The sequence below is a fragment of the Phreatobacter stygius genome (assembly GCF_005144885.1).
GTDB classification, from domain to species: domain Bacteria; phylum Pseudomonadota; class Alphaproteobacteria; order Rhizobiales; family Phreatobacteraceae; genus Phreatobacter; species Phreatobacter stygius.
The window spans coordinates 6,292,245-6,314,766 of the sequence record NZ_CP039690.1; the positions used below are offsets into that span (position 1 = coordinate 6,292,245).

Consider the following 22,522-nt stretch of genomic DNA (forward strand, 5'->3'; position numbering starts at 1 on the left):
CACGTCTCGTCTTGGCCAGGCTCGTCCCGGCCATCCACGAATTCAGCCCGGTTGTTCCCGTGACGGATCCTTACGGGCCTGCGCCGCGGCCGCCGCAAGGCCGGCAAGTCGTGGATGCCCGGGACAAGCCCGGGCAAGACGATGTGGGGCTCGCGCTGTCCTGGCCTGCTGGTCTACGCGACCGGCGATCCGGTGTGCTTCCGTCGACGCCGCTTCTCGTCTTGGCCGGGCTTGTCACGGCCATCCACGCATTCAGCCCAGGCGCTCCCGTCGCAGATCCCATCGGATCCGCGCCCCGGCCGCCCTGACCTCGAAGCGGTAATCTCAAAGCCGAGCCGCCTATTCGTTCGCGACGGCCTTGGGTTTGCGCGCGCCGACGCCGGAGGCGGCGATGTCGGCGACCAGCGTCGAAAGGTTGTTGACCGATTGGGTGCCGAGCCCCGGCTCGCCGGCTTCGCCGCGCGCCACTTCCGGCACCACGGCCCTGGTGAAGCCGAGCTTCTTGGCCTCTTTCAGCCGCGCCGCGGCCTGCGCCACCGGCCTGACCGCGCCGGACAGGCTGACCTCGCCGAAATAGACCGCGTCGGCCGGCATCACCGCGCCGGTCAGCGACGACACCAGGGCCGCCGCCACCGCCAGATCGGCCGCCGGCTCGGCGATCCGCAGCCCACCGGCGACATTCAGGTAGACGTCATGGCTGCCGAGCCGGACGCCGCAATGGGCATCGAGCACCGCCAGCACCATGGACAGCCGCGCCGGGTCCCAGCCGACCACGGCGCGCCGCGGCGTGCCCAGCGTCGAGGGCGCGACCAGTGCCTGGATCTCGACCAGCACCGGCCTGGTGCCCTCCATGCCGGCAAAGACCGCGGTTCCCGGCGCGCCGAGGTCGCGGCCGGCGAGGAACAGTTCCGACGGGTTCGGCACCTCGCGCAGGCCCTTGCCGGTCATCTCGAACACGCCGATCTCGTCGGTCGGGCCGAAGCGGTTCTTCACTGCGCGCAGGATGCGGAAATGATGGCCGCCTTCGCCCTCGAAGCTCATCACCGCGTCGACCATGTGCTCGACCACGCGCGGGCCGGCGATCTGGCCGTCCTTGGTGACATGGCCGACCAGGATCACCGCCGCGCCGGACTTCTTGGCGTAGCGGATCAACACCTGGGCGGCCGAGCGGACCTGGCTGACCGTGCCCGGCGCGCTCTCGACCTTGTCGGTCCACATGGTCTGGATCGAATCGATCACCACCAGCCGCGGCGTCGGCCCTTCCGACAGGGTGGCGACGATATCCTCGACATTGGTTTCGGCCGCGAGCTCGACCGGCGAGGCGGTCAGGCCGAGCCGCTCGGCGCGCAGCCGGACCTGGTCGACCGCCTCTTCGCCGGAGATATAGACGACCCGGTGGCCCATGCGGGCGAGCCGGGCCGAGGCCTGGATCAGCAGCGTCGACTTGCCGATGCCGGGATCGCCGCCGATCAGGATGACCGAACCCTTGACCAGTCCGCCGCCGAACACCCGGTCGAGTTCGCCGACCTGGGTTTCGGTGCGCGGTGCCTGATCGCCGACGCCGTCGAGGCCGGCCAGCGCGAAGGTGCGGCCCTTCTTGGCCGAGCCTTTGGCCGGCGTCCCGCCGACGCCGGTGCCGACATTTTCCTCGGCGATCGTGTTCCAGGCGCCGCAGCTCTCGCATTTGCCCTGCCAGCGGCCATAGCTGGCACCGCAGGACTGACAGACGAAAGACGTGATGTTGCGCGCCATGGAGCCTGCTGGAGCTGGAATCAGCCTCCGGTATAGCGCCTGTTATAGCGCCGCCCAAGGCTGGTCAGCACCTCGTAGCCGATCGTGCCGGCGGCCTCGGCGACGTCGTCGACGCCAATCCCGTCGCCGATCAGGGTCACCGTGTCGCCAGGCGCCGCCTGGCCGGCATCGGTCACGTCGATGGCGATCAGGTCCATCGAGACGCGCCCGGCGAGCCGGCAGGTCACGCCATTGACCCTGGCATAGGCTCCGGCCTGATGGTTGGTGGTGCCGGCTGAGCGCAGATAGCCGTCGGCATAACCGACCGAGACGATGCCGATGCGGCTCGGCCGCGACGCGCTCCAGGTCGCGCCGTAACCGACCGTGTCGCCGGCGCGCACCTCGCGCACCTGCACCAGCGGCGCGTCCAGGCGGACCACCGGCTCGAGCGGCGCACGGTCGGCCCGGTAGCGGGCGCCGTAAAGCGCGACGCCCGGCCGGGCGAGGTCGTGGCGCGCCGCGCTCATCGTGCAGCCGGCGGAATTGGCGAGCGAGCCGGGCACGCCCGGGAACAGCCCGCGCACCTGGGCGAAGCGGTCGACCTGCCTTGCCGTCAGCGGGTGGCCGGGTTCGTCGGCGCAGGCGAAATGGCTCATCAGCAGCGCCGGCTCGAAGGCCAGCGCATGAGGTCCGGGCTCGGCCAGCAGCGCCGCCTCGGCCAGGTCCAGGCCGAGCCGGTTCATGCCGGTATCGACATGAATGGCGGCCGGCCAGCGCCTGGCCGTCTGGCTGCAGAAGGCGCTGAACCGCTCGATATCGTCACGGCTGCCGAGCACCGGCCGCAGCTGGTGGTCGGCATAGGTTGCGAGCGCCTCGCCGAACAGGCCGTTCAAGACGTAGATGGCGGCCGACGGCAGCACGGCGCGCAACCGCCGGGCTTCCGAGAGATGAGCCACGAAGAATGTGCGGGCGCCGGCGGCGGCCAGCGCCGGACCGGCCGCCTCGATGCCGATGCCATAGGCATCGGCCTTGACCACGGCGGCGCATTCCGCGCCGGCGGTCATGGCGGCGAGCGCCTGGTAATTGCGCTTGAGGGCGCCGAGATCGACGGTCAAGCGTGCGCCGGCCTCGTCGGCCGGAACGTCGGACATGCCGCTCATGGTGCTATTCCAGCCCTTATTCCAGCCTCTGGGGCAGGTGGTCCTCTTCGGCGAGATCCGAGAACCGCGTCACGTTCGCCTCGAACTGCAAGGTCACCGTGCCGGTCGGGCCGTGACGCTGCTTGCCGATGATCACCTCGGCCTTGCCGTGCAGCCGGGCCATCTCGTCGCGCCACTTGATATGCTCTTCGGTGCCCGGTTTCGGTTCGCGGTTCTGAATATAATATTCCTCGCGGAACACGAACATGACGGCGTCGGCGTCCTGCTCGATCGAGCCCGATTCGCGAAGATCGGCGAGCTGCGGACGTTTGTCGTCGCGCGATTCGACCTGGCGCGACAGCTGCGACAGCGCCAGGATCGGCACGTTCAGCTCCTTGGCCAGCGCCTTCAGGCCGGTGGTGATCTCGGTCAGTTCCTGCACCCGGTTCTGGTTGTTCTTCGACGAACCGGACAGGAGCTGGAGATAGTCGACCACCATGAAATCCAGGCCGCGCTGACGTTTCAGGCGGCGGGCGCGGGCGGTCAGCTGCGAGATCGACAGGCCGCCGGTGTCGTCGATGTAGAACGGAATGGCCTGGATTTCGCGCGCCGCCTCGGTCAGCCGGTAGAACTCGTCTTCCTGGATGTCGCCGCGGCGGATCTTGTAGGAGGAAATCTGCGCCTGCTCGGCCACGATACGGGTGGCGAGCTGGTCGGAGCTCATTTCCAGCGAGAAGAAGCCGACAATGCCGCCATTGGTGGTTTTGTGCGTGCCGTCGGCCTCGACCTCGAACCTGTAGGCCTTGGCGATATTGAAGGCGATATTGGTGGCGAGCGCGGTCTTGCCCATGGCCGGGCGGCCGGCCAGCACGACGAGGTCGGAGGGCTGCATGCCGCCGAGCGTCTTGTCGAGGTCGCGCAGGCCGGTGGAAATGCCCGAGAGGTGGCCGTCGCGCTGGTAGGCCTGGCCCGCCATGTCGAGGGCCCGCGCCACCGCGTCGGTGAAGCGCTGGAAGCCGCCGTCATAGCGGCCGGTCTCGGCCAGCGCGAACAGGTTGCGCTCGGCATCCTCGATCTGCGTGCGCGGCGGCATGTCGACGGGCGCGTCATAGGCGACATTGACCATGCCTTCGCCGATCTGGATCAGATCCCGGCGAATCGCCAGGTCATAGATCGAGCGGCCATAATCCTCGGCATTGATGATGGTGGTGGCTTCACCGGCCAGCCGCGCCAGATATTGGACGATCGTCAATCCGCCGATGTCGATATTGGGATCGAGGAAGGTCTTGAGCGTGATCGGCGTGGCGAGCTTGCCGCTGCGGACCAGCGAGGCGGTGGTCTCGTAGATCTTCTGGTGCAGCGGGTCGAAGAAATGTTTCGAATCGAGGAAGTCGGCAACCCGGTAGAACGCCTCGTTGTTGACCAGGATCGCGCCCAGCAGCGCCTGCTCGGCCTCCATGTTCTGTGGCGCCTGGCGAAACGTCAGGTCGGTGGAGCCGACAGGCATCAGGGCGGGCAGGGCGGCCATTGCGTTTCAGACTTCGGCTGGAGAGTTCAGGGGACCCCGTCTCTAGCAGGCTTGGGACCAGCCCGCGCGAAGCGTTTTTTGGCGGCGGTCGGTGAGACCGCAATGTCCCCGATTCTCACAGGTCCGGAAAGGCGAACGCTTTGCCGGTTGACACGCCGCCGGCTTGTTCGCGCCCGGCCCGCCGCGCCCGGTGGCGCAAGCCCTGGGCAAGAAATCGACTCGGACCCCATAGATGTCGCGGCGAAATCACCTTTTTACCTAATACGGAAACCCAACGTTAACTCTGCCATGCGATCCCTTTGCCATCCGCACAAGCGGTTACTCATTCGTGAAGGGGCGCTCCCATGTTCAAGCGTGTCGCATTACCCATGGTCGCCCTAGCGGCCTTCACAGCGGTCGGGGCTCAGGCGGCCGACCTCGGCGGAGCAGCGCTCCGAGGCTCGGAAGTCATTGCTGCTGCTCCGAGCTATGTCGACAAATGGAGCGGCTTCTATATCGGCGGTCAGGTCGGCCTGCAGTCGCAGCGCAATTGGGGTTCGCATAGCGACGCCACCGGCGCGCAGCGGCCCGATGGCAATGGCGTGATGCATTACGACTTCGACTACGACTATGCCAATACGCGCTTCAGCTACGGTCTCCATGCCGGCTATCAGCGCCTGTTCAATCAAGTGCTGTTCGGCATCGAAGCCGACTTCGAAGGCCCGATGGGTGCGATCCAGTCGTCCTGGTACAATTCCAATCCGGATTTCGGCGTCGGCAACCATTATCAGCAGCGCCTCCAGTCCAACTGGCAAGGCTCGGTCCGCGCCCGTCTCGGCTGGACCCATCACAAGACGCTGTTCTACATGACCGGCGGTCTTGCCTTCGCCAACTTCAAGGCCTGTACCGTTCTCGATGATTGCCAGGGCTTCGTCGGCCATGTCGTGAAATACAACTCGACGCGTTTCGGCTGGACCATCGGCGCCGGCATCGAGCACAAGTTCTCCTATAACTGGTCGGCCCGTCTCGAATATCGCTACACCAATTACGGCTCGAAGAGCTGCCTGGCCACCGCGGCCTGCTCGATCAATCCGAATTCGTCCGACATCAACAACCGGATCGAAACCCATGCCATCCGGGTTGGCGTGAGCTACCTGTTCGGTGCGCCGCCGATGGCAGTCGAACCGATCATCGCGCGCTATTGATCCCAAAGTTCGGGGCGAGGGCGCAGTCCAGCGCCCGACGGCCCAAACGAAAAACGCCCGGCTTCGCAGCCGGGCGTTTTGCATTTGGTACCGGCCGCCACCCGGCGGCCGGCTTGATCCGACGGCTCAGGCCTCGGGCTGGCCAGCCTCGCCACCGTCCTGGAAATCTTCCGGATTGAAGGTTTCGAAGGTCGGCTCCTCGGCGCGCTGGGTCAGGTCCTCGCCCTGGGTCTGGCGCTCGGCCTCGCCGACCGAACGGGCGACGTTGACGGTGACATGGGCGTCGACTTCCGGATGCAGCGCGATCGTCACCTTGTGCAGGCCGATGGCCTTGATCGGGCTGTCGAGCTGAATCATCGAGCGCTCGACCGTCACGCCGCCGGCGGTGATCGCCTCGGAGAGATCGCGGGCCGACACCGAGCCGTAGAGATGGCCGGTCTCGCCAGCCTGGCGGATGACCACATAGGTGGTGCCGTCCAGCCGTGCCGCGATGGCCTCGGCATCCTTCTTCAGTTCGAGGTTATGGGCCTCGAGCTGGACCTTCATGGTCTCGAACTTCTTGCGGTTGGTCTCGGTGGCGCGCAGGGCCTTGCCCTGGGTCAGAAGGTAGTTGCGGGCATAACCCGGCTTCACCTTCACCACTTCGCCCATCTGGCCGAGCTTGGCGACGCGCTGCAGCAGAATCACATCCATGTTCAATCTCCTTGTGTTGTCAGATGCATGTCATGTGTTGGAGGGAGCCGAGGGCGGCGCCTGGCGCTTGTCCCTCAGGTTGAAAAGCACGTCGGCGAGACCGGCGAGCGCCACGAAGATCATCGGCCAGCCGATGATGAAGGTGATCGCATAGAGCAGGCCGAGCGCGAAGCCGCGCATGCCCCAGCCGCGGGTCACGTCATGGGCGAGCGCGAAACCGGCGAGCGCGAACACCGCCAGGCCGACCGCCATCACGATGATGCCGACATGGCCGATGACCCCGGGCGCGAAAGACGCCAGCGACCCGGCGAGCAAGGCGCCGGCCATCCAGCGCGGCAGCCGCATCGAGGGCAGGTCCGGCCAGGGCCGCGCAAGCCTGCCGGAGGCGCGCACGATGCGGCCGGCGACGAACAGGTTGAGCGCGGTGACGAAGGTCCAGACGATCGCGGCGGCCACCGGCACGGCGGCGGTCATGAAGGCGGCGAGCGTCGCCTGCGTTTCGGCATCGGCCGAGGTCATCTGGCGCAGCGTCTGGTCGACCGCTGCCCGCAGCGACGCCTGATAGGCGTCGAAATCGAGCCCGAACAGCACGGCCATGCCGAACAAGGTCAAGGCGACGGCGCAAACGCCGATGACCGACAGCAGCAGGCCCGGCGGGCACCATTGAACCGCAGCCGGATCGGCCGCGGTCGGCTGCGGCCGCACGGTGAGCGCCAGATAGGTCAGGATCCAGGCCGGCAGGCCAATCGAAAAGAAGAAGAACAGGCCGAGCTGCGAGCGCAGCGCCAGCGACAGCGCGAGCGCGCCGATGGCACTGGCAAAGCCGCCGGCATAATGGCCCCAGCCGAGGCCTGCGATCAGCACGGGCAGGGCCGCGAAATAGAACAGGACGATAGCCAGCGGGTTCCCCGACGCGAGAGTCGCGAAGAGGAGGGCGGACGCCAGTCCGGCGCCGAAGGCAATGGCGAGGGTCGGTCCCATCGTCAGCTGTCCCGCTCGATCCCGAGGGTTAGGGGGCTTGACCCCAACTTCAGCCGCGACGGGTCATCCGTCCGGCCGACGATCACATAGTTCTTCAGTCGAACCGGCGGGGCGCGGGGCGTCCCGCCGGCAGTCTCATCGGGTGATTACTTAATCACGCCTCTGATTACTTGATCACGTAAGGCAGCAGGCCGAGGAAGCGCGAGCGCTTGATCGCCTGGGCGAGCTCGCGCTGCTTCTTGGCGGACACCGCCGTGATGCGCGACGGGACGATCTTGCCGCGCTCGGAAATGTAGCGCTGCAGCAGACGCACGTCCTTGTAGTCGATGACCGGCGCATTCGGGCCCGAGAACGGGCAGGTCTTGCGGCGGCGGAAGAAGGGGCGGCGCGCGCCACCACCGGTCGATGTCGTCGATGCGGCCGTCATGATCACTCCTCCGTCGCAACAGCTTCGACAACCGGTTCGACATCGCTGCCGTCACGGTCACGGAAACGACGGGGGCCACCGCCACCACCGCTGCGGTCGCCACCGCCGCCGCCGCCAAATCCACGGTCACGACCGCCGAAGCCGCCGCCGCCGCCGAAGCCACGATCGCCGAAGCCGCGCTCGCCGCGGTCATCGCGGTCGCGCTTCTGCAGCATGGCCGACTGGCCCTCTTCGAGAGCCTCGACCTTGACGGTCATGAAGCGCAGGATGTCTTCATTGATCGACATCTGACGCTCCATCTCGGCGACCGCTGCATGCGGCGCGTCGATGTTCATCAGCGTGTAGTGGGCCTTGCGGTTCTTGCGGATGCGGAAGGCGATCGACTTCAGCCCCCAGGACTCGGTCTTGGGAACCGAGCCGCCATTGGCTTCGATAACGTCCTTGTACTGCGTCGCAAGCGCTTCGGCTTGCTGCGCAGTAACGTCCTGGCGTGCCAGGAACACGTGCTCATAGAGAGGCATTCGGCCTGTCTCCTCGTTCGAAATGACGCTTCTTCGGCGCGAAGCCCCTCAAGCCCTGGACAGGCCCGACAGAATTCTCGAAGGCGGAGACACCGGATGACGGGGGATCTAAGAACCCCCTGCAGGCGAACCTGCCACCCGTTCAGCCACCAGCCGATCGAAGCGAAGGCGGCCTTATACGCGAAAATCCAAAGCGTTCAAGGCTAAAGCGTTCACGCGCGGTCTTGACCGGGGAAGACGTGGATGGCCGTGACAGGCACGGCCATGACGCGGTGAAAAACGGAGACGCTCAAGGCAAAACGTCTCACGCAGCCTGGGCCTGGCTGCGCCAGGCCGGGAAGGGATCGGCGCGGTCGGCGTGCTCGGCGGCATCGAACCGGGTGTCGGAGGCGCGGCCGACCAGGCAATCGTCGAGCGCCGCGCGCATGCGCTCCTCATCGAGCCCCGCGCCGATGAACACCAGTTCCTGGCGGCGGTCGCCATAGACCGGGTGCCAGTGGCGCTTCAGCATGGCCCGCCATTCGTCGCTGTCGGGCCAGCGCGCCTTCGGCACCGCGATCCACCAGAAGCCCATGGCGGAGGTGCGGCAGACCGCCCCGGCGATCGACAGTTCGCCGCACCAGTCCGGCCGCGTCGCCAGCCAGAAATGGCCCTTGGCGCGGATCAGCCCAGGCCAGGTCGCCTTCAGGAAGGCGTCGAGGTTCACCGGATCGAACGGCCTGGCGGCCCGATAGACAAAGGATGAAATGCCATATTCCTCGGTTTCCGGCACGTGGTCCTTGAAACCATAGAGCTCCTTGGCCCAGAGCGGATGGGTCTCGGCCGTGTCCTTGTCGAAGCGGCCGGTGTCGAGCACCTCGGCCAGTGCCACCGCGGCGAAATCGGCCGTGATGACCCGCGCGTCCGGATTGAGCGCGCGGACGATCTTTTCGACCAGTGCCTGCTGGGTGGTGTCGACCGAGGAGATCTTGTTGATGATCACCACGTCGGCGAATTCGATCTGGTCGGTCAGGAGATCCGCCAAGGTGCGTTCGTCGCCTTCATCGGCCGTTTCGCCGCGATCGGCCAGGACGTCATGACTGCCGAAATCCCTCAGGAGATTGATCGCGTCGACCACGGTGACCATGCAGTCGAGCCGGGCGATGTCCTCCAGCGCCTCGCCGTCCTCGGAGCGGAACGAGAAGGTGGCGGCGATCGGCAGCGGCTCGGCGATGCCGGTGCCTTCGATCAGCAGGTACTCGTATTTGCCGCTCTCGGCGAGCTGCCTGACCTCGCTCAGGAGGTCGTCGCGCAAGGTGCAGCAAATGCAGCCATTGGTCATCTCGACCAGTTTTTCGTCGGTCCGCGACAGGTTGGCGCCGCCGTCGCGGACGAGGTCGGCGTCGATATTCACCTCCGACATGTCGTTGACGATGACCGCCACGCGCCGGCCTTCACGGTTGTTGAGAATATGGTTCAAGAGAGTGGTCTTGCCGGCGCCCAGAAAGCCGGAAAGCACGGTGACGGGCAGGCGAGGATCGGAACGACCGGCAAGCATGAAGGCTCCTATATATGTAATACTATAACATAACCTAATCACGATGCCCCCGGCAAGTGGCCGGCGAAGCCCTTGTCCAATCGACAGGTTTTCCCGGCATTCGGGCGACTGCTTGCTTGACTCTTGAGCGACCCGATGCGAGTTCGCCGCGACTTTGACGCAGCGCGCGAGGGTTTCATGACCGTTGCTTTCACCTTTCCCGGCCAGGGCAGCCAGGCCGTCGGCATGGGCAAGGCCCTGGCCGACGCCTTTCCCGCGGCGCGTGCGGTGTTCGCCGAGGTGGATGATGCGCTCGGCGAGAAATTGTCGGCGGTGATCTGGGACGGGCCGATCGAGACGCTGACATTGACCGAGAATGCCCAGCCGGCGCTGATGGCGGTGTCGCTCGGCGTCGTCAGGGTGCTGGAAGCCGAAGCCGGACTGAACCTGTCGCGCGACGTCGCCTATGTCGCGGGCCACTCGCTCGGCGAATATTCGGCGCTGGCCGCGGCCGGCAGTTTTTCGATCGGCGACACGGCGCGGCTCCTGCGCATCCGCGGCAAGGCCATGCAGGCGGCAACCCCGGTCGGCGTCGGTGCCATGGCAGCGATTCTCGGCCTGGAGTTCGACGCGGTGGTGGCGATCGCGGCGGAAGCGGCCGAGACCGAGGTCTGTCAGGCGGCCAATGACAATGGCGCCGGCCAGGTGGTGATTTCCGGTCACAAGGCGGCGGTCGAGCGCGCCTGCGAACTGGCCAAGGCACGCGGCGCCAAACGCGCCATTCCGCTGCCCGTATCCGCCCCCTTTCATTGCGCGCTGATGCAGCCGGCCGCCGACGCCATGGCGGCGGCGCTGGCCAGCGTGCCGGCCAAGGCGCCGATGGTGCCTGTTGTCGCCAATGTCCTGGCCCAGCCGATCGCCGATCCCGCCGAGATCACCCGGCGACTGATCGAACAGGTCACCGGTACGGTGCGCTGGCGCGAATGCGTGGCGACCATGGCCGGGCTCGGCGTCACCAGCTTTTATGAGATCGGCGCCGGCAAGGTCTTGTCGGGCCTGGTCAAGCGGATCGCCGAGGGCGCCACCGGCAGCGCCATCGGTTCGCCCGACGATATCGCCGCCTTCAAGGCTTCGCGCGGATAAGAGGTGCTCCCATGTTCGATCTGACTGGCAAGACGGCGCTCGTCACCGGTGCGACCGGCGGCATCGGCGGCGCGGTGGCGGCAGCGCTCCATGCGCGCGGCGCAACCGTTGCCCTGTCCGGCACGCGCCGGGAGAAACTCGACGAACTGGCGGCGGCTCTTGGTGCGCGCGCCCATGTCCTGCCGACCAACCTGTCGTCGATCGAAGAGGTCGAGGCGCTGGTGCCGGCTGCCGACAAGGCGATGGGCGGGCTCGACATTCTTGTGAATAACGCCGGCATTACCCGCGATAACCTGTTCATCCGGATGAAGGACGAGGAGTGGGACCAGGTGATCGCAGTCAACCTGACTGCCAGCTTCCGCCTGACCCGGGCCGCGACCAAGCTGATGATGCGCAAGCGCTGGGGCCGGATCGTCTCGATCACCTCGGTGGTCGGGGTCACCGGCAATCCCGGCCAGGGCAATTATGCAGCCTCGAAAGCCGGCCTTATCGGCATGTCGAAAGCGCTTGCGGCCGAGGTCGCCAGCCGCAACGTGACGGTCAACTGCGTGGCCCCCGGTTTCATCGAAACGGCCATGACGGATGCCCTCAACGACAAGCAGAAGGAGACGATCCTGACGCGTGTTCCGGCGGGTCGGCTCGGCAAGGCGAATGAAATTGCCGCCGCCGTTGTCTATCTCGCCTCGGAGGAAGCGGCCTATGTCACCGGCCAGACGCTCCACGTCAATGGCGGCATGGCCATGATATAATTCATTATTTTGGCGTTTCGGAGGCGCGCTGGCAAAACCTTTAGGCCTGTGTTAGAGAGCCTGACGGTTCGGGCAGGGGGCCTTCCCGAGATGATCCAGATTCACGGCGGAGCGGCCCGCCATCACCAATCTTGAATGCCGCACACCGCGTCCCATCGTGGGCGGTGCCTTATCGTCGGATGGAACGAGGATAAACTTATGAGCGATATCGCTGACCGAGTGAAGAAGATCGTCGTGGAGCAGCTCGGCGTTGATGCCGAGAAAGTGGTCCCGGCCGCGAGCTTCATCGACGACCTGGGTGCCGACAGCCTCGACACCGTCGAGCTCGTCATGGCGTTCGAAGAAGAATTTGGCGTCGAGATTCCGGACGACGCTGCCGAGACGATTCTCACCGTCGGCGACGCGGTGAAATTCCTCGAGAAAGCTGCCAACGCCTGATTTTTCGGGCTGTTGGACTTTAACCAAATGATGTTCGAGGGGCCGGGGAGCGTTGAACGCCTCCGGCCTTTCGTTCAGGAGCTCGGGTGTGGGAAACGGGAACAGGTGAAGCGATGATGCGGCGTGTTGTGGTGACCGGCGTGGGTGTCGTATCTCCGCTTGGATGCGGAGCCGAGACGACCTGGGCAAGGCTCGTCAAAGGCGACAATGCCGCGCGCAAGGTCGAGCACTTCGACGTTTCCGACATCGCCGCCAAGATCGCCTGTATGATTCCGCGCGGCGACGGCACCCAATCGACGTTCAATCCGGACGACTGGATGGAGCCGAAGGAGCAGCGCAAGGTCGATGACTTCATCATCTTCGCCATGTCGGCCGCGACCCAGGCGCTCGATGATGCCGGCTGGCACCCGAAAACCCGCGACGAGCAGATTTCCACCGGCGTTCTCATCGGTTCCGGCATTGGCGGCATCGATGGCATCGCCGAAGCCTCGCTGATCCTGAAAGAGAAGGGCCCCCGGCGGATTTCGCCCTTCTTCATCCCGGGCCGGCTGATCAATCTCGCTGGCGGCTACGTGTCGATCCAGCACGGCCTCAAGGGGCCGAATCATGCCGTCGTCACCGCCTGCTCCACCGGCGCCCACGCCATTGGCGATGCGGCCCGCCTGGTGGCTTTCGGCGACGCCGACGTGATGGTCGCCGGCGGCACCGAATCGCCGGTCAGCCGCCTGTCGCTTGCCGGTTTCTCGGCCTGCCGCGCGCTGTGCACCGCGTTCAACGACGAGCCGACCCGCGCCTCCAGGCCCTATGACCGCGATCGCGACGGTTTCGTCATGGGCGAGGGCGCAGGCGTCGTGGTGCTCGAGGCCTATGAGCACGCCAAGGCGCGCGGCGCCAAGATCTATGCCGAGGTGATCGGCTACGGCCTGTCGGGCGACGCCCATCACATCACCGCGCCGGCCGAGGATGGCGACGGCGCCTATCGCTGCATGCAGGCGGCGATCAAGCGCGCCGGCATCGCGGCCGCCGATATCGACTACATCAATGCCCACGGCACCTCGACCATGGCCGACGGCATCGAACTGGCCGCCGTCGAACGTGTCGTCGGCAATGCCGCCTCGAAGATCTCGATGTCGTCGACCAAGTCGTCGATCGGCCATCTGCTGGGCGCCGCCGGCGCCGTCGAGGCGATCTTTTCGGTCCTGGCGATTCGCGACCAGATTGCCCCGCCGACCCTGAACCTGGACAATCCCTCGGTCGAGACGGTCATGGATCTGGTGCCGCACCAGGCCCGCAAGCGGTCGATCGAGACGGTGCTGTCGAACTCCTTCGGCTTCGGCGGCACCAATGCCTCGCTGATCTTCCGCGCCGCGGCCTGACCAATCGTCGCGCCGGCCGGCGGCCGGTTTGCCGGGCGGCAAAATGCGGTAGAATTGGTTGCGTTCGAAGCGGACCGAATCTGGCTGCATCAGCCCTATTCGGCCCGTCCCCGAGACCTCACCCGTCTTTCGCCACATTCGCTTCGCATCAGTTGGTTAGTGATGTGACAGCATCGATTCAGAGCTAGCGTGATGAGCGATTCCCCCGGGCTCGGCCCGGTCCAGAACGGTTCCCGTCCGGCCATCAAGTCGCCCCGTGCGGCTTTGGAGCCGGAGGCGGCACCCCCGGCTCCGCCGGCTTCCCGGCGCGCCCGCAATCAGTGGGTGGTCATCGGCAATCTGATCCTGTCGCTGGCGCTCGTGCTGCTGGTCGGCGGCCTCGTCGGTTTCAGCTATGCCCGCCATGCCTTCGTGTCGCCCGGGCCGCTGGAGCAGGATCGCGCTGTGTTCATCGAGCGCGGCTCGACCTCGGACCAGATCGGCACCAAGCTCGAGCAGAACGGCGTCATTTCGTCCTCGCTGCTGTTCACCGCCGCGGTGCAGCTCTATGGCGCCCGTGGCGACCTGAAATGGGGTGAATATCTCTTCCCCAAGCGGGTTTCGATGGCCGAGGCCATGGCCATCGTCATCGAGGGCAAGGCGATCGAATATCGGATCACCGTGCCGGAGGGCCTGACATCCGAGCAGATTGTCGGCCGGCTGCGCGACAATGACGTGTTGACCGGCGAGATCGCGCGGATCCCGCGCGAGGGCTCGCTGATGCCCGACACCTACAAGTTCACCCGCGGTACCTCGCGCCAGCAGATCGTCGATCAGATGGCGACCTTGCAGGCCCGTGCCGTGCAGCAGATCTGGGGCCGCCGCGCGCCGGACCTGCCGATCCGTTCGATCGAGGAAATGGTCATCCTGGCGTCGATCGTCGAGAAGGAAACCGGCAAGGCCGACGAGCGGCCGCGGGTCGCCGGCGTGTTCATCAACCGGCTGAACCGGCGCATGCGGCTGCAGTCCGATCCGACCATCGTCTATGGCCTGGTCGGTGGGCGCGGCACGCTCGGCCGCGGCATCCAGCAGTCCGAGATCCAGCGGCTGACGCCTTACAACACCTATCAGATCGACGGCCTGCCGCCGACACCGATCGCCAATCCCGGCCGGGCGGCGATGGAGGCGGTGGTCAATCCGGTGCGTGGCCGCGACGTCTATTTCGTCGCCGACGGCACCGGCGGTCATGTCTTCGCCGAGACGCTCGAGCAGCACAACCGCAACGTCGCCAATTGGCGCAGGGTGGAGCGTGAGCGTGGCCAGGCCGATCCGTCGCGCGACCGGGTCAGCGCCGATCCGCCGACCGGAACGGCAACGCCTGGCGCGCCCAACCCGCCGGCCACGCCGCGCTGATCCCCGCGCGCAGTTGCAGAACGGCCCTGCCGGCTCGGCCTTGGGTTGGCCGGTCCGGCCTGCCGGTCGAGCGGGCAACGCTTGACCTTGGCGCTGGCGGCACTTAACCGCCAAGGCAGCGAGGCAACTGCAGAGGATTCCATGGCTCTCTCGAGCATGACGGGTTTTGCCCGCTCCGACGGCGCGATCGGCACCGCGGTCTGGGCCTGGGAAATCAAGTCGGTCAATTCCAAGGGCCTGGACGTCAAGCTGCGCCTGCCGCCGGGCTTCGACCTGGCTGAGCCGGCCATTCGCCAGAAGATCGCGGCGCTGGTGACGCGCGGCAGCCTGTTCGCCAGCCTGTCGGTCAAGCGCGAAGGCGTCGCGAGCGAAGTGCGCATCAACGAACTGGTGCTGGCGCAGGTGCTTGATGCGGTCAAGCTGATCACCGAACGGATCGATGCCCGTGCGCCGGCCGTCGACGGCATTCTCGGCATCCGGGGCGTCGTCGACGTGGTCGAGCCGGAAGAGACCGAGGACGAGCGCGCCGAACTGCATGCGGCGGTGCTTGCTGGCCTGGACCAGGCGCTCGCCGGCCTCGTCGTCATGCGCAAGGCCGAAGGTGCGGCCCTTGGCGCCGTGCTGACCGACCGCCTCGGCGAGATCGCCGAGCTGAAACGGCAGGCCGAGACCAATCCGGCGCGCCGGCCCGAAGCGATCAAGGCCAAGCTCGCCGAATCGATTGCCGCGGTGCTGGAGACCGGCAAGGCGTTCGATCCCGACCGGTTGCACCAGGAGGCTCTGCTGCTCGCCAGCAAGGCCGATATCCGCGAAGAGCTCGACCGGCTGGACGCCCATGTGGCCGCCGCCGCCAAGCTGATGGCATCCGGCGGTCCGGTCGGCCGCAAGCTGGATTTTCTGGCGCAGGAATTCAACCGCGAAACCAATACGCTCTGCTCGAAGGCCAATGACGTCTCGCTGACCGCTATTGGCCTGGAGCTGAAGGCGGTGGTCGAGCAGTTCCGCGAGCAGGTTCAGAATCTGGAGTGACACCGATGACGGACCCGATCACGGCCCGCCGTGGGCTGATGCTGGTGCTGACCTCGCCCTCGGGCGCCGGCAAGTCGACGCTGACACGGGAATTGCTGAAGACCGAAACCGAGATCGCGCTGTCGGTCTCGGTGACCACGCGCCCGCGGCGCCAGGACGAGATCGATCACGTCCACTATCATTTCATCGACAAGAGCCGTTTCGGCCAGATGCGCGATGCCGGCGAGTTGCTGGAATGGGCCGAGGTGCACGGCAATTTCTACGGCACGCCGCGCCAGGCGGTGGAAGATGCATTGTCGGCGGGCAAGGACGTGCTGTTCGACATCGATGTCGCCGGCGTCCGACAATTGTCCGAGCTGGTGCGCGAGGACATGGCGACCGTCTTCCTGTTGCCGCCGTCGGTCGCCGAACAGATCTCCCGGCTGAAGCGACGGGCAACCGACGAGGACAAGGCGATCCTGCGCCGTCTAACCACCGCCAGGGACGAGATCGCCCATTGGCGCGACTTCGACTACATCCTGGTCAATGACGACCTGGAGCGGGCTTTCTCGAGCCTGCGCGCGATCCTCGCCGCCGAGCGGCTGAAGCAGAACCGGCGGCCGAAGATCGAAGCCTTGATCGCCGAGCTCGACCGTGACCTCGAAAAGGTCCTGGCCGCCGGCAATCTCGCTACGCTCGCCAAGGGGTGATTGGCGGGTCTCGCAGCATGCCGTGACAGCTCGCCTTCGCACACGTTCCGACGATCCGAGTTTTTTCGGCCCCGCTGTTGGGAACCAAAGACGACAAGTCGTGGATATCAGGGACTTGGGCGGAGGGAAGGCGTGGGTGCCCGGGACAAGCCCGGGCATGACGACGTGTGAGCTGCACGGGCGGTGTGACGCTGCGATCCGGGTTCCCGCTCTCGCTGTCACTGCCCTCATCGTCTTGGCCGCCCAAGGTCGGGCATGACACCGTGTTGGCTCACGTCATCCCGGCTCGGGATCAGAAGGGAGGGCCCCGCAAGACCTGTCAGACCCCCGCCTCGAACAGGCGGGCCAGGGTGCAGAAGGCCTCGATCGGCAGTTCTTCGGCCCGGACCGTCGGATCCAGGCCGGCTGCGGCGATCAGCGCCGCCGGGTCGCGGCCGAGCCCCTTCAGGCTTTGCCGGATCATCTTGCGCCGCTGGCCGAAGGCCGCCGCCGTCACCCGCTCCAGCATCCGCACGCTGGCCGGCAGCGGCGCGGCGCGCGGAATGAGATGCACCACCGACGAGGTGACCTTGGGCGGCGGCACGAAGGCGCCGGGGCCGACGTCGAAGGCGATCCTGGCTTGCGTGCGCCAGCCGGCGAGCACGCCGAGGCGGCCAAAAGCGTCCGCCGCCGGTGCCGCGACGATGCGCTGGGCGACCTCTTTCTGGAACATCAGCGTCAGCGACTGGAACCAGGGCGGCCAGGGATCGCTGGTCAGCCAGCCGGTCAGGAGCGGGGTCGCGACGTTATAGGGCAGGTTGGCGACGATGCGGGCGGGACCGTCGCCCAGATGCGGCCGGAGATCGACCTCGAGGGCATCGCCCTCGATCACCGTCAGCCGGCCGGGATAATAGGCCGCGATCTCGGCCAGCGCCGGCAGGCACCGCTGGTCGCGCTCGACCGCCACGACCCGCGCCGCGCCATTGGCGAGCAAGGCACGGGTCAGGCCGCCGGGACCGGGGCCGACCTCGACCACGGTGACGCCGTCGAGCGGACCCGAGGCGCGCGCGATGCGGCTGGTCAGATTGAGATCGAACAGAAAGTTCTGGCCGAGCGACTTCTTGGGCATCAACCCGTGCCGGGCGATCACCTCGCGCAGCGGCGGCAGGTCGTCGATGGCGCTCATGGCATGGTTGTCTGAAAGGCCTGGGCGCCCGTCAGCCGCCCCGCCAGCAGGATCGAATGGATCAGGCTCGACGGCCGGGCGTGGCCGGTGCCGGCCAGCGAAAACGCCGTGCCGTGGTCGGGCGAGGTGCGCAGGAAAGGCAGGCCGAGGGTGACATTGACGCCCTCGTCGAAGGCGAGCGTCTTGACCGGCACCAGCACCTGATCGTGATACATGCCGAGCGCCACGTCATAACCCTTGCGCGCCTCGGGGTGGAACAGCGTATCGGCCGGGTGCGGGCCGGTCGCCGCGATGCCGATGCGGTTGAGCTCGGCCACCGCCGGCGCGACGATCTCTTCGTCCTCGCGGCCGAGAAGTCCGTTTTCGCCGGCATGGGGATTGAGCCCGCAGATCGCCAGCCGCGGCGCGGCGATGCCGAACCTGGTCCGCAGATCATGGGCCACCACCGCGCCGGTCTCGACGATCAGATTGCGCGTCAACCGCTCGGCAACTTCGGCCAGCGGGATGTGAATGGTCACCGGCACGACGGCGAGTGCTTCGCTCCAGATCAGCATGACCGGCCGAACCGGACCGACGCGGAACGGTCGCGACAGCTCGCCGAGAAATTCGGTATGGCCGGGATGGCTGAAACCGGCAGCGGCCAGCACCGATTTGGCGATCGGATTGGTGATGATGGCGCGCGCGCGATGCGACCGGATATGCTCGACGCCGGCGCGGATGGCTTCGATCACGAGCCCGGCGGTTTCCGGCGAGGGTTCGCCCGGCCGGTCGGCGGCCGCGCCTTCGACCGCCACCACCGGCAAGGCGAAGGCGAAGGTCTCGACCGTTTCTTCGGGCAGGACCTGGACCACGGGAACACCGATGCCGAGCCGGGCGGCTCGCGCCTCCATCAGTTCGGGATCGCCGATGACATAGAAGGGCGGCAGCCGGTGCTCGGCCCGGTCACGCCAGGCCATCAGGGCTATATCCGGCCCGATTCCGGCCGGTTCGCCCATGGTCACAGCAAGCGGCAGCATTGTCGAACCGGAGCCTCAGCGCATTTTCAAGCGAAAGTGGGAACCGGTTCGCATGAAAAAAATGCAAAGAACAGGAGGGAACAGGCACTTTCAGGCGAGACGAGCGGTTCGCGGGCAGAAAATGCGATGAACGAAAGGGCGGGGCACCCGTCCTTTCGATGATGAGTGCGACCGTTCTAGCGGCCGCCATTCCTGTATTCGATCACCGCGACGCGCCGAAGCCGCGCCAGGTAGTCACGCGCGATGCGTTGCATCTCGGTCGTGGTCATTTCCTCGCGGACCTGGTTGCGGGCGGTCGTGTCATCGGCGCGGACCTCGTTCTTCGAACAGACCGCAACCAGCTCGACACCCTGCTGCGAGCGGCTGGGCGGCGTCAGTTTGCCGGCCGCGGTCTGGTCCAGCACACGACGGAATTCCGGGCTGACATCGGTGCTGAGCCGGCGGACCTGGTCGCGCACGGCGGCATCCGGAATCCGGTTGACCTGCTCGAGATCGGTCGCGCAGCTGTTGAACCGGCCGCGCAGCGCATTGGCTTCGGCCAGGCGCCGCTGCACCACCGCCGGCGGCGCGGTTGCCGGCACCAGCAGAACGATCTGCCGGAAATGATACTCCATTGGCTTGTCGGCGCCGGTCCGGCGCCGGGCAAGGCCGTCGGCAAGCTGCGTGTCGGTGACGAAGATCGTCCGGCCGAAACGGGCGCCGACGATATTCGACCAGGACAGGTCGGCCCGGAGCTTGCCTTTGTAGACGCGGGGTTCGATGCCTTGGGCCCGCAGCACCTGATCGAAACCGCGCGGATCGATGCCGGAGCGCTGGGCCACCTGGGCATAGGCCTGATTGACCTGTGCTTCCGAGGCTTCGACCCGGAACCGTCGTGCCTCGGCGAACTTGATCCGATCGTTGATCAGGTCCTCGAGCGCTTGCTGATGGCTGACCGAGCGGTGCTCACGCAGCTGCAGCAGCCGCTGGCGCTGCGGAATGTCGAAGCTGGTGATCGGCACGCCGTTGACGGTGACGAGCACCCGGCCTTCCTGGGCCGCGGCGGGCGAGACGGCCGAAACCGCGCCGGCGGCGAGGCCGGCGACAAGTGCGAGGCTGAGCAATGGACGCTTCAGGTCCATGGGCGGTCTTCCTTGAGCGCAGGGATGATGAAACCACGCTCTCCGTCGCGCAAGACGGTGGCGCAATCAGGGCGATGGCCGATCATTGCGTCGGTGGGTTGAACCAGTTCGAGACGTTCTGCGACACGGTGAAGTCGCCGACGGTGCGAACATTGAAGCGGAACATGAAGCGGTGGACGTCGCGGGTGTCATAACTCGTGCCATTGCTCACGACGGTGGCGGCGAAGTCGCGCGAGTAGAAGACGCCGAACTGGAAGCACTCGTCGAGATAGTTGACGCCGAGCGTCATCCCTTCGACCTTGTTGGTCTCGGCCAGCGACAAGCCGTTCGTCGCCGTCGCCAGCAGGTTCTGGCGCTGGAACGAATAACGGCCGGCGGCATAGAGCGTCCAGTTTTCCGCCACCGTATAGGACACCGCCGCGCCGACGCCGCTGCGCGGCACCTGGTAACCAAGCACAGGCTGGGGCGCCAGATAGGCATAGGTGCCGGTGAAGGCGAACGGACCGACACGGCCGGTGGCCTCCAGCTCGCCGCGCTGAACGCCGAGCGAATGCTCGTCGAAACGGCCGCTCGCCCGGAGCCGGAAATCCCGGTTCACTTGATAGGTGAACCGCCCGACATAGTCCGAGCGCGGCTTGTCGAGGCCGGAATTGGCGCCGGCGCTCGCAACGTCATAAGCCGCCGGCGTCAAGCTCGGGTCGCCATAGGCGAAGGAATTGATGCCGAACAGGTGGGCCGACTGGCCGAACATGACGTTGACGGACGAGCCATTGACGAAGCGGTGCGTGATGTTCAGGCCGTAGTTCAGCCGGCCGCCGCCCTCGACCCGGTCCCAGCCCGAGAACTTGTTGGCCGAGAACAGGTTGGTGTCGTCGAACACCAGGCTCTGCGCGTCTTCGTTCGGCATCCGGCCGATGGCCTGCTCGTTCGGCCGCGCGATCACCTGGATGATCGGTTCCACCGTGGTCACGCCATATTCGGTCGCCGCGATGAACGGATAACGATAGGTCAGACCAACCGTCGGCATGAAGCGAACCAGGGTTCGCCCGTCATTTTCGACAAGATTGGTGAACGAGCCGAGCACCTTGCCGTGGTCACGCAACTGGTAGCCGAGAACATCGCCGCGCAGCGAAGCGAAGGGCTCCCAGACCTGGCCGAATGCGTCGATGATGCGACGACGCCAGGCGACTTCGATCGAGGCGCGCGAATAATTGCCGTCGATGCCGTTGACCAGGCAATTTGACGGAAGGAGGAGGTTGGTGCCGGTCTTTGGCTGGGTGGCGAAGCAGGTGATCGGCGTCAGCGGATCGCGCGCGGACAGATCGGCCGCCTCGCGCGTCAGGCTGGTGATGTTGACGCGCCAGGAGAACTCGCCGCCCAGGACCGACTGGTCGAGCACCCGGAAATAATCGAGCACCGGATGGGTGACCGGCAGGATCTTGTTGTCGACGTCGGTCGCGGTGATGCCGACATAACGGGTGGCCGACAGGTCGAACCAGCTCCGCTCGCCCTGGCCGCGCAGATAGACCCTCGAATTCGCCTCGGTCTGTCCCGGCAGCGTGAGCGAATAATCGCGCAGGAACGCCGTATCGGACATGAGATTGAGATCCCAGCCGAAAGACCAGCGATCGGTGATGCGGAAGCTGCCGGTGGTCGATATGACGCCACGGAACTCGCGATTGCCGACTTCCGGCGTGACGCCATCGCTATAGACGAAGACCGAGGGATCGCGCTGCCAGATGCCGGCGCCGCGAATGCTGTAGCTGCCGCTTTCGAAGCCGTGCCGCCACTCGGCGATCGGCATGAAGCCCTGCCGCTGGTAGTAGCGCGGCGCGAGCAGCAGATCGTAGTTCGGCTGGATGTTCCAGAAATACGGCACTTCGAGGCCCATGCCGGTCCGGTTCGAGCCGGTGACATTGGGCATGAGGATGCCGGACGCCTTGCGGACCGACGGGTCCGGCGAAGACATGTAGGGAATATAGGCGATCGGCGTGCCGAAGATCTCGACCCGGCTGTCCTCGAAATAGATCGTCCGCTCGGATTCCCTGTGGATGATCCGCTTCGATTTGATCTGCCATGTCGGTGGCCGGGACGGGTCGTCGCGGCAGGAGTCGCAGGCCGTATAGGTCGAGCGCTCGAAGGTGGTGGTTTCACCACCCTCGCGGGTGACGTTGGCCGCGCCGATATAACGCCGGTCCGGCGTCTCCATGTTGAGCGAGCGGACGAAGCCGTTCCGGAAGTCCTGGTCGAACTCCATGTCCTGGGCATGGGCGATGACGCCCGAGGGTTCGGTGATCCGGACATTGCCGGTGGCACGCACGCGATTGTTGCGCCGGTCGTAGCTGACCTGGTCGGCTTCGATCGTGCGGCCGTCGTAATAGATCTGCACCCGGCCGCGGGCCGTGACCCGTTCCGAGCGCTCGTCATAGACGAGCTGGTTGGCATTCACATGCATCGGCACGTTGCGCGATGTCTGCGAGAAGGTCGGGGCCGGCGAGGGCAGCGCCGCGCCCAGCGAGCCGCCGCCCGGCGCGCGCGACTGCTGCGGCAAATCGACGCGCGTCGGATCCGGTATGATCAGCTGTGACGTATCGGCCCGCTCGCCCGTCTGGGCGCGCAGAGACGCATACCCACCCCATGCGACGAGAAGCGCAGCCACGCTCACCGACACATAAATGGCGGAT

20 protein-coding genes are annotated in these 22,522 nt (G+C 66.3%); 8 read left to right on the forward strand and 12 right to left on the reverse strand.

All coding sequences use genetic code 11. The annotated features are described in order from the left end of the window. Positions 1-339: 339 nt before the first annotated feature. From radA to E8M01_RS29770, 3 genes are read right to left on the reverse strand one after another with little or no spacing between them, the layout of a single operon-like run. Positions 340-1,752, reverse strand: coding sequence for a DNA repair protein RadA (gene radA, locus E8M01_RS29760; RefSeq protein WP_136963468.1), 1,413 nt, complete (start codon positions 1,750-1,752; stop codon positions 340-342). Between the two features lie 20 nt (positions 1,753-1,772). Then, the gene (gene alr / locus E8M01_RS29765; protein WP_342778639.1) at positions 1,773-2,891 is read right to left on the reverse strand and encodes an alanine racemase; all 1,119 of its coding nucleotides are present in this window, start codon (positions 2,889-2,891) and stop codon (positions 1,773-1,775) included. A 16-nt stretch (positions 2,892-2,907) separates the two neighbouring features. Beyond that, complete coding sequence (locus E8M01_RS29770; RefSeq protein WP_136963469.1) at positions 2,908-4,398, reverse strand: replicative DNA helicase; 1,491 nt, start codon at positions 4,396-4,398, stop codon at positions 2,908-2,910. A 344-nt stretch (positions 4,399-4,742) separates the two neighbouring features. Between E8M01_RS29770 and E8M01_RS29775 the strand changes: the two genes are divergently transcribed. Further along, positions 4,743-5,582, forward strand: coding sequence for an outer membrane protein (locus E8M01_RS29775; RefSeq protein ID WP_136963470.1), 840 nt, complete (start codon positions 4,743-4,745; stop codon positions 5,580-5,582). A 126-nt stretch (positions 5,583-5,708) separates the two neighbouring features. Here the strand turns inward: E8M01_RS29775 and rplI are convergent, their stop codons facing one another. The 5 genes from rplI to E8M01_RS29800 form a co-directional block, all read right to left on the reverse strand. Beyond that, a complete protein-coding gene (rplI, locus tag E8M01_RS29780) occupies positions 5,709-6,275 on the reverse strand; it encodes a 50S ribosomal protein L9 (protein ID WP_136963471.1) in 567 nt (188 codons plus the stop codon). Between the two features lie 30 nt (positions 6,276-6,305). Next, the gene (locus tag E8M01_RS29785; RefSeq protein WP_136963472.1) at positions 6,306-7,256 is read right to left on the reverse strand and encodes a DUF2232 domain-containing protein; all 951 of its coding nucleotides are present in this window, start codon (positions 7,254-7,256) and stop codon (positions 6,306-6,308) included. Positions 7,257-7,422: 166 nt separating this feature from the next. Next, positions 7,423-7,683, reverse strand: a complete 261-nt coding sequence (gene rpsR / locus E8M01_RS29790; RefSeq protein WP_136963473.1) for a 30S ribosomal protein S18 — start codon at positions 7,681-7,683, stop codon at positions 7,423-7,425. A 2-nt stretch (positions 7,684-7,685) separates the two neighbouring features. Further along, positions 7,686-8,204, reverse strand: coding sequence for a 30S ribosomal protein S6 (gene rpsF, locus E8M01_RS29795; protein WP_136963474.1), 519 nt, complete (start codon positions 8,202-8,204; stop codon positions 7,686-7,688). A 304-nt stretch (positions 8,205-8,508) separates the two neighbouring features. Continuing rightward, a complete protein-coding gene (locus E8M01_RS29800; protein WP_136963475.1) occupies positions 8,509-9,741 on the reverse strand; it encodes a GTP-binding protein in 1,233 nt (410 codons plus the stop codon). A gap of 177 nt (positions 9,742-9,918) precedes the next feature. Between E8M01_RS29800 and fabD the strand changes: the two genes are divergently transcribed. The 7 genes from fabD to gmk all read left to right on the forward strand — a co-directional run bounded on the left by fabD (position 9,919) and on the right by gmk (position 16,536). Then, positions 9,919-10,863: an ACP S-malonyltransferase gene (gene fabD / locus E8M01_RS29805; protein WP_136963476.1), complete on the forward strand. Its 945-nt coding sequence runs from the start codon at positions 9,919-9,921 to the stop codon at positions 10,861-10,863. A gap of 11 nt (positions 10,864-10,874) precedes the next feature. Next, positions 10,875-11,612, forward strand: coding sequence for a 3-oxoacyl-[acyl-carrier-protein] reductase (gene fabG / locus E8M01_RS29810; RefSeq protein WP_136963477.1), 738 nt, complete (start codon positions 10,875-10,877; stop codon positions 11,610-11,612). A 198-nt stretch (positions 11,613-11,810) separates the two neighbouring features. Further along, complete coding sequence (locus E8M01_RS29815; RefSeq protein ID WP_136963478.1) at positions 11,811-12,050, forward strand: acyl carrier protein; 240 nt, start codon at positions 11,811-11,813, stop codon at positions 12,048-12,050. 116 nt (positions 12,051-12,166) lie between these two features. Then, positions 12,167-13,426, forward strand: coding sequence for a beta-ketoacyl-ACP synthase II (fabF, locus tag E8M01_RS29820; RefSeq protein ID WP_136963479.1), 1,260 nt, complete (start codon positions 12,167-12,169; stop codon positions 13,424-13,426). Positions 13,427-13,618: 192 nt separating this feature from the next. Next, complete coding sequence (gene mltG, locus E8M01_RS29825; protein WP_136963480.1) at positions 13,619-14,818, forward strand: endolytic transglycosylase MltG; 1,200 nt, start codon at positions 13,619-13,621, stop codon at positions 14,816-14,818. 141 nt (positions 14,819-14,959) lie between these two features. Next, positions 14,960-15,847 (forward strand): YicC/YloC family endoribonuclease, encoded by an 888-nt coding sequence (locus E8M01_RS29830; protein ID WP_136963481.1) that lies wholly within the window; start codon positions 14,960-14,962, stop codon positions 15,845-15,847. Positions 15,848-15,852: 5 nt separating this feature from the next. Continuing rightward, positions 15,853-16,536 (forward strand): guanylate kinase, encoded by a 684-nt coding sequence (gene gmk / locus E8M01_RS29835; RefSeq protein ID WP_136963482.1) that lies wholly within the window; start codon positions 15,853-15,855, stop codon positions 16,534-16,536. Positions 16,537-16,855: 319 nt separating this feature from the next. On the opposite strand, the gene rsmA is transcribed toward gmk, so the two are convergent. From rsmA to E8M01_RS29855, 4 genes are all read right to left on the reverse strand, one after another. Next, complete coding sequence (gene rsmA, locus E8M01_RS29840) at positions 16,856-17,701, reverse strand: 16S rRNA (adenine(1518)-N(6)/adenine(1519)-N(6))-dimethyltransferase RsmA (RefSeq protein WP_136963483.1); 846 nt, start codon at positions 17,699-17,701, stop codon at positions 16,856-16,858. After that, positions 17,698-18,717: a 4-hydroxythreonine-4-phosphate dehydrogenase PdxA gene (gene pdxA, locus E8M01_RS29845; RefSeq protein WP_136963484.1), complete on the reverse strand. Its 1,020-nt coding sequence runs from the start codon at positions 18,715-18,717 to the stop codon at positions 17,698-17,700. The genes rsmA and pdxA overlap by 4 nt, the downstream gene beginning before the upstream one ends. Before the next feature lie 176 nt (positions 18,718-18,893). Beyond that, entirely contained in the window at positions 18,894-19,838 is a 945-nt protein-coding gene (locus E8M01_RS29850) for a peptidylprolyl isomerase (protein WP_136963485.1), read from the reverse strand. 82 nt (positions 19,839-19,920) lie between these two features. After that, positions 19,921-22,497: an LPS-assembly protein LptD gene (locus E8M01_RS29855; RefSeq protein ID WP_170182132.1), complete on the reverse strand. Its 2,577-nt coding sequence runs from the start codon at positions 22,495-22,497 to the stop codon at positions 19,921-19,923. Positions 22,498-22,522 lie beyond the last annotated feature (25 nt).

Bases quoted from the DNA above. Each gene is read 5' to 3' on its own strand.
- radA (WP_136963468.1), bottom strand. From the start codon at position 1,752: ATGGCGCGCAACATCACGTCTTTCGTCTGTCAGTCCTGCGGTGCCAGC.
- alr (WP_342778639.1), bottom strand. From the start codon at position 2,891: ATGAGCGGCATGTCCGACGTTCCGGCCGACGAGGCCGGCGCACGCTTG.
- E8M01_RS29770 (WP_136963469.1), bottom strand. From the start codon at position 4,398: ATGGCCGCCCTGCCCGCCCTGATGCCTGTCGGCTCCACCGACCTGACG.
- E8M01_RS29775 (WP_136963470.1), top strand. From the start codon at position 4,743: ATGTTCAAGCGTGTCGCATTACCCATGGTCGCCCTAGCGGCCTTCACA.
- rplI (WP_136963471.1), bottom strand. From the start codon at position 6,275: ATGGATGTGATTCTGCTGCAGCGCGTCGCCAAGCTCGGCCAGATGGGC.
- E8M01_RS29785 (WP_136963472.1), bottom strand. From the start codon at position 7,256: ATGGGACCGACCCTCGCCATTGCCTTCGGCGCCGGACTGGCGTCCGCC.
- rpsR (WP_136963473.1), bottom strand. From the start codon at position 7,683: ATGACGGCCGCATCGACGACATCGACCGGTGGTGGCGCGCGCCGCCCC.
- rpsF (WP_136963474.1), bottom strand. From the start codon at position 8,204: ATGCCTCTCTATGAGCACGTGTTCCTGGCACGCCAGGACGTTACTGCG.
- E8M01_RS29800 (WP_136963475.1), bottom strand. From the start codon at position 9,741: ATGCTTGCCGGTCGTTCCGATCCTCGCCTGCCCGTCACCGTGCTTTCC.
- fabD (WP_136963476.1), top strand. From the start codon at position 9,919: ATGACCGTTGCTTTCACCTTTCCCGGCCAGGGCAGCCAGGCCGTCGGC.
- fabG (WP_136963477.1), top strand. From the start codon at position 10,875: ATGTTCGATCTGACTGGCAAGACGGCGCTCGTCACCGGTGCGACCGGC.
- E8M01_RS29815 (WP_136963478.1), top strand. From the start codon at position 11,811: ATGAGCGATATCGCTGACCGAGTGAAGAAGATCGTCGTGGAGCAGCTC.
- fabF (WP_136963479.1), top strand. From the start codon at position 12,167: ATGCGGCGTGTTGTGGTGACCGGCGTGGGTGTCGTATCTCCGCTTGGA.
- mltG (WP_136963480.1), top strand. From the start codon at position 13,619: ATGAGCGATTCCCCCGGGCTCGGCCCGGTCCAGAACGGTTCCCGTCCG.
- E8M01_RS29830 (WP_136963481.1), top strand. From the start codon at position 14,960: ATGGCTCTCTCGAGCATGACGGGTTTTGCCCGCTCCGACGGCGCGATC.
- gmk (WP_136963482.1), top strand. From the start codon at position 15,853: ATGACGGACCCGATCACGGCCCGCCGTGGGCTGATGCTGGTGCTGACC.
- rsmA (WP_136963483.1), bottom strand. From the start codon at position 17,701: ATGAGCGCCATCGACGACCTGCCGCCGCTGCGCGAGGTGATCGCCCGG.
- pdxA (WP_136963484.1), bottom strand. From the start codon at position 18,717: ATGCTGCCGCTTGCTGTGACCATGGGCGAACCGGCCGGAATCGGGCCG.
- E8M01_RS29850 (WP_136963485.1), bottom strand. From the start codon at position 19,838: ATGGACCTGAAGCGTCCATTGCTCAGCCTCGCACTTGTCGCCGGCCTC.